We start from the raw sequence: 14,077 nt of genomic DNA on the forward strand, positions 1-14,077 counted from the left end.
CGGTGGGGCGGTGGGGGTGGTGGGGGAACGGCCCGGCGGTCCTCTGACTCAGGGTCAGTCGCGTAGTTCGCCGTTCGGCTGCACCCGCTCCAGGACCTGGCGCATCGCGGCGACGGCCTCCTTGGCCTCACCCTCCGTCATGATCAGGGCCGGGGACAGGACCAGTGAGTGCGCGCAGTCGCGGACGATGACGCCGGTCTCGCGGCGGATCACGTCCGGCAGCAGCGGCTGGAGCATCGGCAGCGGCTCGCGGGTGGCGCGGTCGGCGACCAGCTCGACCGCGAGCATCATGCCGACCGAGCGGATCTCACCGACCACGGGCAGGTCCCCGAGCTGCGCCTGCAGCTCCCGGTGCAGGAGGGCGCCGGTCTCGGTGGCGCGGGCCAGCAGGCCCTCGCGCTCGATGATGTCCAGGTTCTCCAGGGCCACGGCGGCCGCGACCGGGTGGCCGTTGTAGGTGTAGCCCATCGGGAAGCCGAAGTCGGCGAGCAGCTGCTCGGCGACGTGGTCTCCGACCAGCAGCGCCCCCAGCGGGATGTAGCCGGAGGTGATGCCCTTGGCGGTGACGATGATGTCGGGGGTGACGCCGAAGTGCTGGGCGGCGAACCACTTTCCGACACGTCCGTAGGCGGTGACGACCTCGTCGAGGATGAGCAGGATGCCGTGGCGGTCCAACACCTCGCGCACCCGCGGCCAGTAGTCGGCCGGAGGGACGAGCATGCCGCCCACGCCCATGATCGGCTCGCCGATCATGGCGGCGATGTTGCCCGGCCCGATCTCGGCGATCCGCTGCTCCAGCTCGGCGATCAGGAAGTCCGTGGGGTCCTGGCCGTGGTAGAGCTCGCTGCGGTAGGGCCACGGCGGCGTCAGGTGGGAGACGTGCGGCATCATCGGAGCGAAGCCCTCGTGGTAGACCGGGAAGCCGGTCGCCGAGCCGCCGCCGTAGCCGATGCCGTGGTAGGCCTTGTCCCGGGCCAGGATCCAGGTACGGTTCGCGTCGCCGCGCCGGTGGTGGTAGTAGCGGGCCATCTTGATGGCGGCCTCGTTGCCCTCCGAGCCGCCGGAGGTGAAGTAGACGTGGCCCAGGCCCTCGGGGGCGATCGCGGTGAGCTTGGTGGCCAGCTCGATCGCGCGGTCGTTGGAGAACTCCCAGAAGCTGGTGAAGTACTCCAGCTTCGCCATCTGCTCATAGGCGGCGCGGGCCACCTCCTCGCGGCCGTGGCCGATCTGGGCGAGCCACAGGCCACCGGTCGCGTCCAGGTACTTGCGGCCGTCCACGTCGGTGAGGCGGCAGCCGGAGCCGCCGGTCATCACGACCCGTTCGGTGACCGAGCCGGGCAGGTAGGGGTGGATGATCCGGGCCCGGTCCGCGTCGCGGAGCTGGTCCGGGGTCATCGGGGTGCGGCTCATGGGGGGTGCCTTCCGTGCTGGGTTGGGAGTACGGCGTTCTGACCTGGCGTCAGCCGAAGGAGATCCAGGTGGTCTTCAGGCCGGAGTACTTGTCGAAGGAGTGCAGCGAGAGGTCGCGTCCGAAGCCGGACTGCTTGAACCCGCCGAAGGGCGTGACCGGGCTGAGCGCGTCGACGGTGTTGACCGAGACGGTGCCGGCGTGGAGCGCGTCGGCGACGCGGTGGGCGCGGGCGAGGTCGCGGGTCCACACGGACGCGGCCAGGCCGTACGGGGAGTCGTTGGCGATCCGCACGGCCTGTGCCTCGTCGCGGAACGGAAGGACCGTCAGTACCGGCCCGAACAGCTCCTCTCGGGCCAGCGGCGCGTCCGCCGGCAGGCCGGTGACGACGGTCGGGTCGAGGTAGGCGCCGACGCGGTCGGGCCGGGTGCCGCCGAGCACCGCCCGGCCGCCCTGCGCGCGTGCCGCGTCGACGGCGGCGAGCAGGCGCTGCGCCTGGGCCTCGTCGACCAGCGGGCCGAGCCGGGTGGCCGGGTCGAGCGGGTCGCCGGGGACGTAGGCAGCGGCGTGCTCGGCGACGCGGGCGGTGAACTCGTTCGCGATGTCGGCGTGGACCAGCAGCCGGGTGTTGGCGGAGCAGACCTGGCCGGCGTTGAAGCAGAAGCCGAACGCGGCCCGCTCGGCGGCGGCGTCCAGGTCGGCGTCGGGGAAGACGAGGTTCGGGCTCTTGCCGCCGGCCTCCAGCCAGACCTGCTTTCCGTTGGACCGCGCGGCGTAGGACAGGAAGAGCCGTCCGACCGTGGTGGAGCCGGTGAAGGCCAGCACGTCCACGTCCGGGTGCAGCCCGAGTGCGCGCCCGGCCGTCTCGCCGAGGCCGGGGACGACGTTGAGCACTCCGTCCGGGATGCCGGCCTCGACGGCGAGCCGGGCCAGCAGCAGTGCGGACTGCGGCGACTGCTCGGCGGGCTTGAGCACGACGCTGTTGCCGGCCGCCAGGGCCGGGGCGAGCTTCCAGGAGGCCAGGTCGAGCGGGAAGTTCCACGGCACGACCGCGCCGACCACGCCGAGCGGCACCCGCCGCACCAGCGCGAGGTTGCCGGGCGCCGTCGGGGCGATCTCGTCGTACAGCTTGTCGACCGCCTCGGCGTGCCAGGCGAAGCAGCCGGCCGCGCCGGGGACGTCGACGGCGAGGGCCTCGGCGACGGGCTTGCCCATGTCGAGCGAGTCGTACAGGGCGAGCTCGGGGCCGTGCTGCTCGATCAGCTCGGCCAGGCGGAGGAGGCGCTTCTTGCGTGCTTCGGGGGCCAGGCCGGACCAGCGGCCGTCGGCGAAGGCGGCCCGGGCGGAGCGGACGGCGGCGTCGACGTCCGCGGCGTCGCAGGCGGTGATCTCGGCGAGCGCCTTGCCGGTGGCCGGGTCGGTGTCGGTGAAGGTGGCGCCGGAACGGGCGTCGTGGTGGTCGCCGTCGACGAAGGCCCGGGTCTGCGGGGCCAGGCCCTCGGCCGAACGGCGCCACTCACCGGCGTCAGCGGGGACGGCGGAACCGGGAGCCGGACTTTCAGGGGCGGCGTTCTCAGGGGTGGCGGGGGTGGCGGTGCTCATGGGGAACCTCAGGCGTCCTCGAAGGGCAGGTGACCCGCGGTCTCGTCCACGGGGTCTGGGGCTACTGCCCGAGTTCTTTGATGTCAGATTCAAACAACTGGTTAAGGCAGCGTCAATGGCTGGCGTCGATGGGAATTGAAAAACTGCGGCGAACATCAGAGAATGCGGTCATGGCACGACCGAAGAACCAGGAAGCCCGCCGCGGGGCGCTGATCCACGCCGCCGGACGGGCCATCGCCGACCGGGGCATGGCCGGTCTGCGGATCAAGGACATCGCCGCCGAGGCAGGCGTATCGGCCGGATCGGTCCTGTACTACTACCCGGAGCTGGACGACCTCGTCCTGGCCGTCCACCAGGACTCGGTGGAGACCTACCTCGCCCAGCGCCAGCGCCGCAGCGAGGCGCCCGCGGGTCCGGTGGAACGGATGCGCGCCGTACTGGCGAGCGGGCTGCCGGAAGGTCCCGACGATCCGCTGCACCGGCGCCTGTTCGAGCTGCACGGCCTCGCCGACCGCAGCACCGGGCATGCGGCGCTGATGACCTCGCTCTTCGCCCGCGAGGTCGCGCTGTACTCGACGCTGCTCCAAGTCGGCGCGGCGGCAGGCGTGTTCACGCTCGCCGCGGCGGTGGCCGACACGGCGCGCAACCTGGTGGCACTGGAGGACGGCTACGGGCTCCACATCGTCACCCGCAACCCCACCGTCGACCGTCGCACCGCCCTGGAACTGCTCACCGCGCACGCCCGACTGGTCACCGCCTGCCCGGAGCTGTGAACTGCCAGCGCCGGGAAGGCCGGCGGGCCAGGCCGGCCGCCGGGAAGACCCGCGGGCCGGACGGCGGCCCAGGGCCGCTCAGCCGGGCGCGGTGAGGTCAGCCGCGGTCAGCGCAAGAGCGAGCGCGCCGTCGAGCAGGGCCGCGTCGGCTGCCGGGGTAGCGCAGACGGCGGCGAACTCGCGCTGGTGGTTGACCGCCGGAAGCGAGTCGATGCCGATGTAGGGGTGCAGGGCGCGGATCACCCGCGAGACGTTGCCCATGTCGGTCGAGGCCCGGTTCATCCGCGCCGCCGGGTCGTCGGGCGCGGCGAAGCGTCGGCCGATCCCCTCGGCGTTGCGGCGGTAGAGCGCGACCAGCTCCGCGTCGTTGCGGAACTCCGAGTAGGGCAGGGACTCAGGCTCGATCTCCAGCGCGCAGCCGGTGGCGAGCGCCCCGGCCCGGAAGCAGGCCTCGACCCGGGGCTGGACCCGGTCCAGTTCCTCCAGGCTTCCCGCCCGCACGTACCAGCGCCCGTCCGTGCGCTCCGGGACGGCGTTGGGCGCCTCTCCCCCACGGGTCACCATCCCGTGCACCCGTGTGCTCGACGGCAGGTGCTGGCGCAGCAGGCCGATGCCGACCTGGGCCACGGTGAACGCGTCGGCCGCGTTGCGTCCCTGCTCCGGGTAGGCGGCGGCGTGCGCGGCCCGGCCGGTGTAGTGGACGCCCAGGTGGGCGACGGCGAAGGGCTCGGCCTCGGCGACGTCGACCGGACCGGGGTGGACCATCATCGCCACGTCCACGTCCTCGAAGGCACCGCGTTCCAGCATGACGATCTTGCCCCCGCCGCCCTCCTCGGCCGGGGTGCCCAGCACGGTGACGGTCAGTCCGAGGTCGTCCGCGACCCGGGCCAGCCCGGCGGCGGCGCCCACGGACGAGGCGGCGATCAGGTTGTGGCCGCAGGCGTGGCCGAGACCGGGGAGCGCGTCGTACTCGGCGCAGAGCGCGATGTGCAGCGGACCACTGCCGACCGTGGCGGCGAACGCGGTCGGCAGCCCGAAGGCGCCCGGCGTGACCGCATAGCCGAAGTCGTCCAGCAGCGAGGCGGTCCAGCGGGCCGCCTTCTCCTCCTCCCAGGCCGTCTCCGGGTTGGCGTGCAGCCGGTGCGACAGCGCCGACAGCTGGTCGGAGGCCCGATCCACCGTCTGCGCCAGCACCGCCCGGACGGCCGCGGAGGCCTGAACCGGCCTGCATTCCAAGGGGGTTGCGGGACTCATCGCCGGTCTCCCAGGACGCCGTAGCCGGGCGCCGACTCGGGCGCGAGGGCCCGCTGGACGTAGGCGTCCTGCTGCGGCTCCCACAGCGCCCACAAGGCGCCGAGTTCGGCGACGGGATCGCCCTCGGTCCAGTCCACCCTCAGGTCGACGACCGGCCACGGCACGGAGTCGGCGACCAGCAGGCCGGCCGAGTGGACCGGTCCCTCCTCGCCGCCCGCTTCGAGACCGGCCGCCAGCGCGTCCAGCAGGCGCTGCGCGAGCGGAAGTTCGGGCTGCACGGCGAAGGCCGCCGCCATCGCCGACGGCACGTCGCCGTGCAGCAGCATGTTGCCCGCCGCCACGCAGTCCGGACCGACGGCATGCGCATGGGTGCCGAGGGTGTGCTCGCCCGAGAACACGGCGGGACTCCCTTCGGTGCCCACGGCCGTCAGCTGCCGCCAGGCCACCAGCGTCTCGGTGTCGGCGGTGTGACGGACCGCGTCCGTGGCGCTCGACCCGGCGGCGATCAGGTCGAGCAGCCAGGGGCCGAGCCGGGGGTCGGTGACGTTCTGCGTGCACGCCGCGCCGACCCCGGCCCGCACGTGCGCGCAGCGGGAGGCGACCGCCGGACTGGAGGAGGCCACGGCGACCCCGACCTGTCCGGAGCGGTGGCACCGGGCCGCGATGGAGAACGTCACAGCAGCTCCCCGCGTTGGGCGGCCTTGGCGTGCCGGATGCCGGCCGCCTCGGCCCGGCGCGAGACCGGGATGACGGCGGTGGCATCGATCTCCACCAGCCACTCCGGCCGGGCCAGAGCTGAGACCACGAGCCCGGTGGAGACGTAGTGCACGCCCTTGAGCCGGCGGCCCATGACCCGGTAGACCGGCTCGCGGTAGCGGGGGTCGACGAGGTAGATCGTGATCTTCGTGATCTCGTCCAGCGCGCTGCCGGACTCCTCCAGCAGCATGGCGATATTGGCCATCGCCTGCTCCGCCTGGGCCTCGACGTCGCCCACGCCCACGTTCTCGCGGGTCTCCAGGTCCTGCCCGATCTGGCCGCGCAGGTAGACGGTGCCTTCCGCGACGACGGCCTGGGCCAGGTCGTTCGCGAGGTTCTGCTCGGGGTAGGTCTCGGCCGTGTTGAAGCGCCGGACGCGGTGGAACACCAAGGCTCGGACCTCCTTTCCGGGGCTTGCGGGGGTGGGGGCATTGGGCCGCAAGGGGCCGCAGCACCACTATGGGAGCGGCGCTTCCTTTGGTAAAGCAGATCTTTTAGGGTTGGCTCATCTCCATTTCAGATGAGCGACGAGAGCCGGGAGCGGCGGACGCATGACGGAAGCAGTCGGGTTCACGCTGACGCAGTTGCGGTACTTCGTCGTGGCCGCCGAGGCAGGCAGCATGACCGCGGCGGCCGAGCAGTTGCTGATCGCCCAGTCGGCCGTCTCCACTGCGGTCTCCAACCTGGAGCGCGAACTCGGTGTGCAGCTGTTCATCCGCCGCAAGGGCAAGGGCCTGGTCGCCACCTCCGACGGGGAGCGCTTGCTGCTGCAGGCCCGCGACCTCCTCAGCCACGCGCTCGACGTGGCCTCCGAAGCGCGGGGCGGCGAGGGCGGGCTGAGCGGACCGGTCCGACTGGGATGCTTCGTCACCCTGGCGCCCTTCGTCCTGCCGCGGCTGCTGGCCGCGGCGGCGGAACGCCACCCTCGCCTGCGGGTCGACGTCCTCGAAGGCGAAGCGGACGAGCTCGACCGCGCCCTGCGCACCGGGCGGATCGACTTCGCCCTCACCTACGACCTGGGCCTCGGACCCGGCATCACGCGCGAGACCATCGCCGCCCTGCCCGCCCACGCGCTCGTCGCGGCCGACCACCAGCTGGCCGGACACGGCAGCGTCGACCTGGCCGAACTCGCGCACGAACCGTTCGTCCTGCTCGACCTGCCGCACAGCCGGGACTACTTCTGGTCGCTCGTCACCGCCACCGGCATCACCCCCGTCGTCCGCCACCGCTCCCACAACTACGAGGCGGTGCGCTCACTGGTCGCCCTCGGCCACGGCTTCTCCGTTCTGCACCAGCGCCCGGCGACGGACGACACCTACAGCGGCGAGCGTGTGGCCGTCCTCACGCTCACCAACGCGCACCCGCCGCTCGACCTCGTCCTCGCCCGGATGGACGGCGTCCGCCAGACCGCCCGCGCCACGGCCGTCATGGACCTGGCCCAGGAACTCCTGGCCCCGGCCCGGTCCGCCGACCTGCCGTCAGGATGAGGCCCAGGAGCACGGGTCAGCGCCGACGTGGGGGTTCGAGCGCGGTCAGCAGGGGTTCGATGGTGGTGAGGGCCTGGTCGGTCAGGGTGGCGAGCGGGTTGGCGTCCGGATCGGCCGCCCATCGTCGGGTGGCGGTGAACAGGACGGCGACGAGCACGAAGGCGACCAGTTCGACCTGGTAGTCGTCCGCGGGGCGGCCGGTGCGGCCGGCGAGCAGACGGGCCATCAGGTCGACACTCCTGCGCTCCTGGCCGGCATAACGGGCTTCGAGTGCGGGGACGTTCGCGATCAGCCGCATCCGAGCGAGGGTCTGCTCGCGGTCGGCTTCGGCGGCTGCCACGACCGCACTCAGGGCGGCGCGGATGGTCGCACTGAGCGGCTCGTCCGAGGGTCTCGTAGCCATGACGGGTTCGAACATCGCGGAGGCGTCGCTGCCGAGCACGACGTCCTCCTTGGTGGGAAAGTAGCGATAGAAGGTGGTGGTGGAGGTCTCGGCGGCTTCAGCGATCTGTTCGACGGTGGTGCTCTCGTAACCCTGCATCTCGAACAGGCGCAGTGCCTCGGTCCGGACAGCGCGCCGCAGCTTGATCTTCTTGCGTTCCCGCAGGCCGGGCGGTGGTGGGTCGGGCAGTGCGCTCATGGGGGTTGATCTTCACCCAAAGTGGTTGACGCGGCAATACGGGGGTGGACGGCGTGACGGGCGCAATGGGAGGGCGTCGGTCACCCCTGGAGCACCACCTCGTACATCTCGACAGGCGTGGGGGCGATACCCGCCTGCGAACTCGCCGCCTCACGGAGCTGAGCACCTCGGCCCTGGAACTGCTGCAGATGGTCCTCGCCGTCCCACAGCGAGATGCTCACGATCTTGCCGCTCCGACGGTCGGCCAACAGGTAGAAACCCTTGAACCCGGGGGCTTCACGGGCGTCCGGGAGCTGCTCCCGGGAGAACGTGATGAGGGCGTCGATGGTTTCGGGTTCCGCCTGGGCGGAGTTCACGCGGGCGATCATGGCATGCCTCTCGATCGGGCCGCCGACAGCCGACGCCGGTCCAGCCGACACCGCTCCCGGAGCATGCTGTTTTTCGGGTCAACAGCACAAATAGTAGTGCGACCCATATTTCTGCTGTCAACCCCTCGCTCCGGTCGCGCATCCCGACCGCGACTCCGCGCGGCCCCCGGTGATTGCAAACCGCTGTCACTCTGTCTACGGTCGCCACAGAAGTGATGGTGACTCGCAATCACTTCGTGCGCGCGTCCGAGAAGCAGGGAGAACATGCCATGTCCCGTGTGAGGGTCCACAACCTCTCCATCTCGCTCGACGGTTTCGGCACCGGCGAGGGGCAGAGCCTGGACGCACCCTTCGGCCATGCCGGCGTGCGGCTGCACGACTGGTTCTTCCAGACCCGGACCTTCCGCTCCATGCAGGGGCAGGACGGCGGGGAGACCGGGGCCGATGACGCCTTCGCCGCCCGGTGGAACGAGGGCGTCGGCGCGGAGATCATGGGGCGCAACAAGTTCGGCCCGCAGCGCGGGCCGTGGCAGGACGAGGAGTGGAACGGGTGGTGGGGCGAGAACCCGCCGTTCCACACGCCCGTCTTCGTGCTGACCCACCATCCCCGCCCGTCGGTGTCGATGCAGGGCGGCACGACCTTCCACTTCGTCGACGCCCCGTTGCCGGAGGCCCTGCGCCAGGCCCGCGAGGCCGCAGACGGTCTCGACGTGCGGCTCGGCGGCGGTCCGTCCACCGTGCGCGCCTTCCTGCGCGAGGACCTGGTCGACCACCTGCACATCGTCGTCGTCCCGATCGTCCTGGGTCGCGGCGAACGGCTCTGGGACGGGAACGAGGGGCTCGAACAGCGATTCCGCGTCGAAACCGTGACCACGCCGAGCGGCGTCACCCACCTCACCTTCACCCGCCCGTAGGAGCGTCCGATTCCCGGCCCACGACGAGGCGGCAGGCGAGGTCCCGCCAGCGCATGCGGTGACGGTGCTGCGCGGTGGCAGAGTCCCATGGAGGTCCGCAGGACGAGGAGCGGTTGGGTCCGAGGTCATCGACCCGCGGCGGATGTCGTTGCGTTCCTCGGGATTCCCTACGCTGCGGCGCCCTTTGGGATCAACCGGTTCAGGGAGCCGCGCCCGGTGCACGCCTGGGAGGGCGTCCGGGAGTGCCAGGACTTCGGCCCGGTGGCCCCGCAGTCGGCTCGGCTGCCGGGCGCGCCGTCCTGGTCACCCGGCGACGAGGACATTCTCACGCTCAATGTCTGGGCTTGCGCTTCTGAGGGTGGTCCTGCGCCGGTAGTCGTCTGGATCCACGGTGGCGCCTACACCTTCGGTTCCTCCGCGCAGCCCGACTTCGACGGCACCGCTCTGGCGCGAGCCGGGGTGGTCGCGGTGAGCTTCAACTACCGATTGGGCTTTGAAGGATTCGGTCACATACCGGGCGGGACCGAGCCCTCCTTCCCGGAGAACCGGGGTCTGCTGGACCAGGTCGCGGCGTTGCAGTGGGTTCGGGAGAACATCGCCGCCTTCGGTGGCGATCCGGAGAACGTCACCGTAGCCGGGCAGTCTTCCGGGGCGGCCTCGGCCGCCTGTCTGATGGTGATGGAGCGGGCACGGGGGCTGTTCCGTCGTGTGATCGCCCACAGTGTCGTCGGACCGTGCTACTCCGTGGAGTTGGCGGCCGAGACCACTCGGAGGGTTGCCGCCGCAGCCGCTGTCGCTGCCACGGCGGCCGAGGTGACGGCCGCGACTCCGCAGATGCTGGTCGCCGCCTCCGACCTTGTCGTCGACGGCTATCGGCGGGATCCGGGATCCGGGCCCCGGCACTACGACCCCGTGATCTACGGTCCCGTCGTCGACGGTGACGTCCTGCCGAACGATCCCCTGTCCGCCATGGCCGGCGGGGCCCGCGGCGAGGTGGACCTCCTGGTCTGCCACACGGCCGAGGAGTACTGGCTGCTGGACGCCGTCGGCAGCAGCGCGAAGGTGACCACCGACCAACAACTGGCGGCTTTCGCCATGGACTTCCGTCTCCCGGACGACCTGGTGGCGGGCTACCGGGCGCTGATGCCCGGGGCCCCGGTCCTCGACGTCTACCTCGCGATCTTCGGCGACCTGCGGTTCAGCGAGTACACCAGCCGACTCGCCGAGCAGCATGCTCTGGCCGGTGGCCGCACGTTCATGTCCCGCTTCGAGCGCCGGCGCGAGGGTCCACAGGGAGTGGTGCGTGCCTGGCACTGCGCGGACATTCCCTTCGCCTTCGGGAACCTCGACGTCCAGAGCGTCGAGTTCCTCATCGGCGGTCCCCCCGATGCCGCGGACCATGAACTGTCCCGACGGATGCTCGCGGCATGGGCCGGCTTCGCCGCCACCGGTGATCCCGGCTGGTCTCCCATGGACGGCGTCACGCCCACCGTGCACATCTGGGACACGGCACAGGACGCCGCACGGCCGCAGAGCACCAGCACCCGTGCCCTGTGGAGCCGGACAGGGTTTCCCCTCCTGCGGCCCTGAACCGGATGTGATGCCGGGTCAGGAGGCCAGCAGGTGGGGCGCGTACTCGCGGACCGCCTCCAGCAGTTCTCGCTTCGAGGGGTTGACCATGGCGTGTCCGGCGACGGTGACCGTGGGGACCGTCTCGTTCCCGTCCGCCACGGAGCGTACGAACGCCGCCGCGTCCTTGTCGCGCCAGATGTTCCGCTTGGAGTAGCGCAGCCGGGTGAAGAGCAGGCCCAGCCGCAGGTTCATGCAGAAAGCACAACCCGGACGCCAGTACATGACGACGCCCTCGCGCTCCTCGGACATGGCCCATCCCCCAACGGTGTCGCTGTCTCCGGCCGCCCAGCCTACTGGACGCCGAAGCGCGTACTGCAGGACGTGCAAGGGTGCGGGAGGGCAGCAGGACAGCGCCGAATCGGCCTGTGTCAGCGATATGTCAGCGGACGCCGCAGGCTGTCAGCGCTGTGGCCGCGGTGCCGGGCACCGTGGTGGGCATGACGCGAATCGACAACTACTCCCCCTCGGGGCGCCCGGTGGCGGTGTCCGTGCGGGGACTGGTCAAGCACTTCGGCCGGACCAGGGCCCTGGACGGCGTGGACCTGGACGTGCACGAGGGCACCGTCCTGGGAGTCCTCGGCCCGAACGGCGCCGGAAAGACCACTCTGGTGCGCTGCCTGTCCACCCTGATCACGCCGGACGCCGGCAAGGCCGTCGTCGCCGGGTACGACGTGGTGCAGCAGCCCCGGCAGCTGCGCCGCGTGATCGGCCTCACCGGCCAGTATGCCTCGGTCGACGAGAAGCTCTCCGGCCGCGAGAACCTGTACCTCATCGGCCGGCTGCTCGACCTGTCCGGCAAGGAAGCCCGCTCCCGCGCGGACGCCCTGCTGGAGCGGTTCTCGCTGACCGACGCCGCGACCCGCCCGGCCCGTACCTACTCCGGCGGCATGCGCCGCCGCCTGGACCTGGCCGCGTCGATGATCGGCCGCCCGCACGTGCTGTACCTGGACGAGCCCACCACCGGGCTGGACCCCCGCACCCGCAACGAGGTGTGGGCCGAGGTCAAGGCCATGGTGCGGGACGGCGTGACCGTCCTGCTCACCACCCAGTACATGGAGGAGGCCGAGCAGCTGGCCGGCGAGCTGACCGTCATCGACCGCGGCAAGGTCATCGCCAACGGCGGCACCGACGAACTCAAGGCGAAAGTCGGCGGCCGCACCCTGCGGATCCGCCCGGCCGACCCGCTGGAGCTGCGTCCGCTGGCCGAGGCCCTGGACCGGCTGCGCCTGGCCGGTTCCGCCACCACCGTCGACGCCGAGTCCGGCGAGGTCCTGGTGCCGATCGTCAGCGACGAGCAGCTGACCGGCGTGGTCGGCGCGGTCACCGCGCGCGGACTGACCATCGGCTCGATCACCACCGAACTGCCCAGCCTGGACGAAGTGTTCCTGTCCCTGACCGGCCAGAAGACCTCCGCCCCGCAGGACCTGCGGCCCGAGCTCGAGGAGGTCGCCGTATGAGCGCCGCCACCGTCTCCCCCACAGCCCCCACGTCCCCCACCATCACCATCGTGGCCGACCCGAAGATCGGCCTGCGCGGCCACCTGCGCCACACCGGTGCGCTCATCCGCCGCAACCTGCTGTGGATCAAGCAGGACCCCGAGTCGATGATGGACGCGGTCCTGATGCCCGTCATCTTCACGCTTCTGTTCGTGTATGTCTTCGGCGGTTCCATCGGCCAGGCGCTCGGCGGCGGCCAGGGGGCGTACGTCCAGTACGTGATCCCCGGCATGATCGCGATGATGAGCATGAACATCGCCCAGGGTGTCGGCACCGGCTTCAACGAGGACTTCAACAAGGGCATCATGGACCGCTTCCGGTCCCTGCCCATCGGACGCGGCTCCGTCCTGGTCGCGAAGATCGCCGTGGAACTCATCCGCCTCCTGGTCGCCACCACCGTCGTGATGGTCATCGCACTCCTGGTGGGGTTCCACGTGCACGGCCACTGGGGCGGTCTGCTGGCGTCCATCGGGCTGTCCGCGCTGTTCGGCTCCGCCGTCATGTGGATCTTCCTGGTCCTCGGCGTGACCATGAAGAACGCCCAGTCCGTGCAGGCCATGGGATTCCTGGTGATGATGCCGCTGCAGTTCGGCTCGTCGATCTTCGCTCCGACCAACTCGATGCCGGGCTGGCTGAGCAGCTTCACCGCGTACAACCCGATGTCCGGCCTGGCCGACGCCGCGCGCGGCCTGATGACCGGCGGCCCGATCACCCACGGCCTGACGGTGACCCTCGCCTGGACCGTCGGCCTCACTGTGATCATGGCACCGATCGCGATCCGCAAGTTCACCCGCAAGACCTGAGCCCCGGGGGCCCGGTGCGCCGTACAGGCGGTTCGACCCACGGACATCATTGCTGCGCTCATGCCATTCTCTTGCCGGTGTGGTGCAACGCGACGGGGAGTGTGGGGAGTCAAGGTAGGTGACAGATGGTGTGATTCGGATTCAAGAGCAAGGAAGTCCATCACAGTGACGCATGTTCTCCGCAGTCGTGTCGCCGCCGCGGCGGTCGTCGTGGGAATCGTCTGCGCCGGTGCGCCGGTCCTGGCCGGCCCCGCGGTCGCCGCTCCGCGGCCGTCCCTGACCCAGTCCCGGACGCTGCCGGACACGGATGTCGTCTCCCGCGCCGTCGAGGTCCGCTGGGCCGACGCACATTGGAACTGGACGGCCTGGAACGACAGCACCCCGGTCGCCTTCGGAAGCGCCCAGCCCGAGTACCAGTGCGCCGAGTTCGTGGCCCGGGCCATGGCCGCCGCCGGGTTGGTGCCCGGACTGGGCCCCGACGACCCGCAGAGCGACTACTTCAACTACACCGCGCCCAACGGCAAGGTCTACGACCTGCTGCTGATCTCGGAACTGCCGCAGTACAACAACCTCTACGCCTACCTGCAGGACAGCGGCGTCGGCCAGGACGTCGGCGACCAGCCGGGGCAGGCGCAGCCCGGGGACATCGTGGTCACCTACCTCGGCCCCGGGGGCACCCTCAGCCATGTCGGCCTGGTCGCCCAGGCGGCCACCGACACCACCGAGGCCACCGTGGACGCGCACAACAACGCCCGCCTGGACTACGGCTACCACTACTACGCCCCCTCGCACCTGGTCCGGCTGGTCCCCAACGCCCTGCTCGAAGTCTGGGCCTGGACCGCCGAGCAGCGACTGCTGCACCCGACCCCGGCAGCCCCTGCCACGCCGAGCCCCCGGTCCCGGCTCGCCCTGCCCACCGACCCCGCCGGCCCGCAGGTCTGACC

The 14,077-nt window shown here is 71.2% G+C and carries 15 protein-coding genes; 7 read left to right on the plus strand and 8 right to left on the minus strand.

Annotated elements, in window-relative coordinates; all coding sequences use genetic code 11:
- Positions 1-54: 54 nt before the first annotated feature.
- Both TR46_RS06515 and TR46_RS06520 read right to left on the minus strand, forming a co-directional pair.
- Positions 55-1,410: an aminotransferase family protein gene (locus TR46_RS06515; protein ID WP_236655226.1), complete on the minus strand. Its 1,356-nt coding sequence runs from the start codon at positions 1,408-1,410 to the stop codon at positions 55-57.
- A gap of 49 nt (positions 1,411-1,459) precedes the next feature.
- Positions 1,460-3,010: an aldehyde dehydrogenase gene (locus TR46_RS06520; protein ID WP_084718013.1), complete on the minus strand. Its 1,551-nt coding sequence runs from the start codon at positions 3,008-3,010 to the stop codon at positions 1,460-1,462.
- 170 nt (positions 3,011-3,180) lie between these two features.
- Here TR46_RS06520 and TR46_RS06525 point away from each other — a divergent pair, with 170 nt between their 5' ends.
- Positions 3,181-3,783 (plus strand): TetR/AcrR family transcriptional regulator, encoded by a 603-nt coding sequence (locus TR46_RS06525; RefSeq protein WP_042395072.1) that lies wholly within the window; start codon positions 3,181-3,183, stop codon positions 3,781-3,783.
- Positions 3,784-3,861: 78 nt separating this feature from the next.
- Here the strand turns inward: TR46_RS06525 and TR46_RS06530 are convergent, their stop codons facing one another.
- Genes TR46_RS06530 through TR46_RS06540 form a run of 3 tightly spaced genes read right to left on the minus strand, consistent with a single transcriptional unit; the run spans position 3,862 to position 6,181 of the window.
- Positions 3,862-5,037 carry a M20 family metallopeptidase gene (locus TR46_RS06530; RefSeq protein WP_084718015.1) on the minus strand — a complete coding sequence of 392 codons (1,176 nt, stop codon included), beginning with the start codon at positions 5,035-5,037 and terminating at the stop codon, positions 3,862-3,864.
- Positions 5,034-5,714: a DUF1028 domain-containing protein gene (locus TR46_RS06535; RefSeq protein ID WP_042395075.1), complete on the minus strand. Its 681-nt coding sequence runs from the start codon at positions 5,712-5,714 to the stop codon at positions 5,034-5,036. The genes TR46_RS06530 and TR46_RS06535 overlap by 4 nt, the downstream gene beginning before the upstream one ends.
- Positions 5,711-6,181 (minus strand): RidA family protein, encoded by a 471-nt coding sequence (locus TR46_RS06540; protein ID WP_236655239.1) that lies wholly within the window; start codon positions 6,179-6,181, stop codon positions 5,711-5,713. The genes TR46_RS06535 and TR46_RS06540 overlap by 4 nt, the downstream gene beginning before the upstream one ends.
- Positions 6,182-6,344: 163 nt before the next feature.
- Here TR46_RS06540 and TR46_RS06545 point away from each other — a divergent pair, with 163 nt between their 5' ends.
- Positions 6,345-7,280, plus strand: a complete 936-nt coding sequence (locus tag TR46_RS06545) for a LysR family transcriptional regulator (protein ID WP_042395081.1) — start codon at positions 6,345-6,347, stop codon at positions 7,278-7,280.
- A gap of 16 nt (positions 7,281-7,296) precedes the next feature.
- Here the strand turns inward: TR46_RS06545 and TR46_RS06550 are convergent, their stop codons facing one another.
- Positions 7,297-7,920, minus strand: coding sequence for a TetR/AcrR family transcriptional regulator (locus tag TR46_RS06550; RefSeq protein ID WP_042395084.1), 624 nt, complete (start codon positions 7,918-7,920; stop codon positions 7,297-7,299).
- Positions 7,921-8,000: 80 nt separating this feature from the next.
- On the minus strand, positions 8,001-8,276 hold the full coding sequence (locus TR46_RS06555; RefSeq protein ID WP_161790092.1) for an antibiotic biosynthesis monooxygenase: 276 nt from the start codon (positions 8,274-8,276) through the stop codon (positions 8,001-8,003).
- A 281-nt stretch (positions 8,277-8,557) separates the two neighbouring features.
- Here TR46_RS06555 and TR46_RS06560 point away from each other — a divergent pair, with 281 nt between their 5' ends.
- The gene (locus tag TR46_RS06560) at positions 8,558-9,202 is read left to right on the plus strand and encodes a dihydrofolate reductase family protein (RefSeq protein ID WP_042395091.1); all 645 of its coding nucleotides are present in this window, start codon (positions 8,558-8,560) and stop codon (positions 9,200-9,202) included.
- Between the two features lie 87 nt (positions 9,203-9,289).
- Positions 9,290-10,792, plus strand: coding sequence for a carboxylesterase/lipase family protein (locus tag TR46_RS06565; protein WP_042395095.1), 1,503 nt, complete (start codon positions 9,290-9,292; stop codon positions 10,790-10,792).
- Positions 10,793-10,810: 18 nt separating this feature from the next.
- Here TR46_RS06565 and TR46_RS06570 read toward each other — a convergent pair whose 3' ends face one another.
- Positions 10,811-11,083, minus strand: coding sequence for a glutaredoxin domain-containing protein (locus TR46_RS06570; protein WP_042395097.1), 273 nt, complete (start codon positions 11,081-11,083; stop codon positions 10,811-10,813).
- A 188-nt stretch (positions 11,084-11,271) separates the two neighbouring features.
- Between TR46_RS06570 and TR46_RS06575 the strand changes: the two genes are divergently transcribed.
- The 3 genes from TR46_RS06575 to TR46_RS40745 all read left to right on the plus strand — a co-directional run bounded on the left by TR46_RS06575 (position 11,272) and on the right by TR46_RS40745 (position 14,075).
- A complete protein-coding gene (locus TR46_RS06575; RefSeq protein ID WP_042395584.1) occupies positions 11,272-12,291 on the plus strand; it encodes an ATP-binding cassette domain-containing protein in 1,020 nt (339 codons plus the stop codon).
- Complete coding sequence (locus TR46_RS06580) at positions 12,288-13,133, plus strand: ABC transporter permease (RefSeq protein WP_042395100.1); 846 nt, start codon at positions 12,288-12,290, stop codon at positions 13,131-13,133. Before TR46_RS06575 ends, TR46_RS06580 begins: the two co-directional genes overlap by 4 nt.
- A 165-nt stretch (positions 13,134-13,298) precedes the next feature.
- Positions 13,299-14,075, plus strand: coding sequence for an amidase domain-containing protein (locus TR46_RS40745; protein WP_042395105.1), 777 nt, complete (start codon positions 13,299-13,301; stop codon positions 14,073-14,075).
- Positions 14,076-14,077 lie beyond the last annotated feature (2 nt).

This window comes from Streptacidiphilus carbonis (assembly GCF_000787775.1).
Lineage (GTDB): Bacteria > Actinomycetota > Actinomycetes > Streptomycetales > Streptomycetaceae > Streptacidiphilus > Streptacidiphilus carbonis.

Bases quoted from the DNA above. Each gene is read 5' to 3' on its own strand.
- TR46_RS06545 (WP_042395081.1), top strand. From the start codon at position 6,345: ATGACGGAAGCAGTCGGGTTCACGCTGACGCAGTTGCGGTACTTCGTC.
- TR46_RS06570 (WP_042395097.1), bottom strand. From the start codon at position 11,083: ATGTCCGAGGAGCGCGAGGGCGTCGTCATGTACTGGCGTCCGGGTTGT.
- TR46_RS06515 (WP_236655226.1), bottom strand. From the start codon at position 1,410: ATGAGCCGCACCCCGATGACCCCGGACCAGCTCCGCGACGCGGACCGG.
- TR46_RS06520 (WP_084718013.1), bottom strand. From the start codon at position 3,010: ATGAGCACCGCCACCCCCGCCACCCCTGAGAACGCCGCCCCTGAAAGT.
- TR46_RS06565 (WP_042395095.1), top strand. From the start codon at position 9,290: ATGGAGGTCCGCAGGACGAGGAGCGGTTGGGTCCGAGGTCATCGACCC.
- TR46_RS06530 (WP_084718015.1), bottom strand. From the start codon at position 5,037: ATGAGTCCCGCAACCCCCTTGGAATGCAGGCCGGTTCAGGCCTCCGCG.
- TR46_RS06580 (WP_042395100.1), top strand. From the start codon at position 12,288: ATGAGCGCCGCCACCGTCTCCCCCACAGCCCCCACGTCCCCCACCATC.
- TR46_RS06550 (WP_042395084.1), bottom strand. From the start codon at position 7,920: ATGAGCGCACTGCCCGACCCACCACCGCCCGGCCTGCGGGAACGCAAG.
- TR46_RS06575 (WP_042395584.1), top strand. From the start codon at position 11,272: ATGACGCGAATCGACAACTACTCCCCCTCGGGGCGCCCGGTGGCGGTG.
- TR46_RS06525 (WP_042395072.1), top strand. From the start codon at position 3,181: ATGGCACGACCGAAGAACCAGGAAGCCCGCCGCGGGGCGCTGATCCAC.
- TR46_RS06560 (WP_042395091.1), top strand. From the start codon at position 8,558: ATGTCCCGTGTGAGGGTCCACAACCTCTCCATCTCGCTCGACGGTTTC.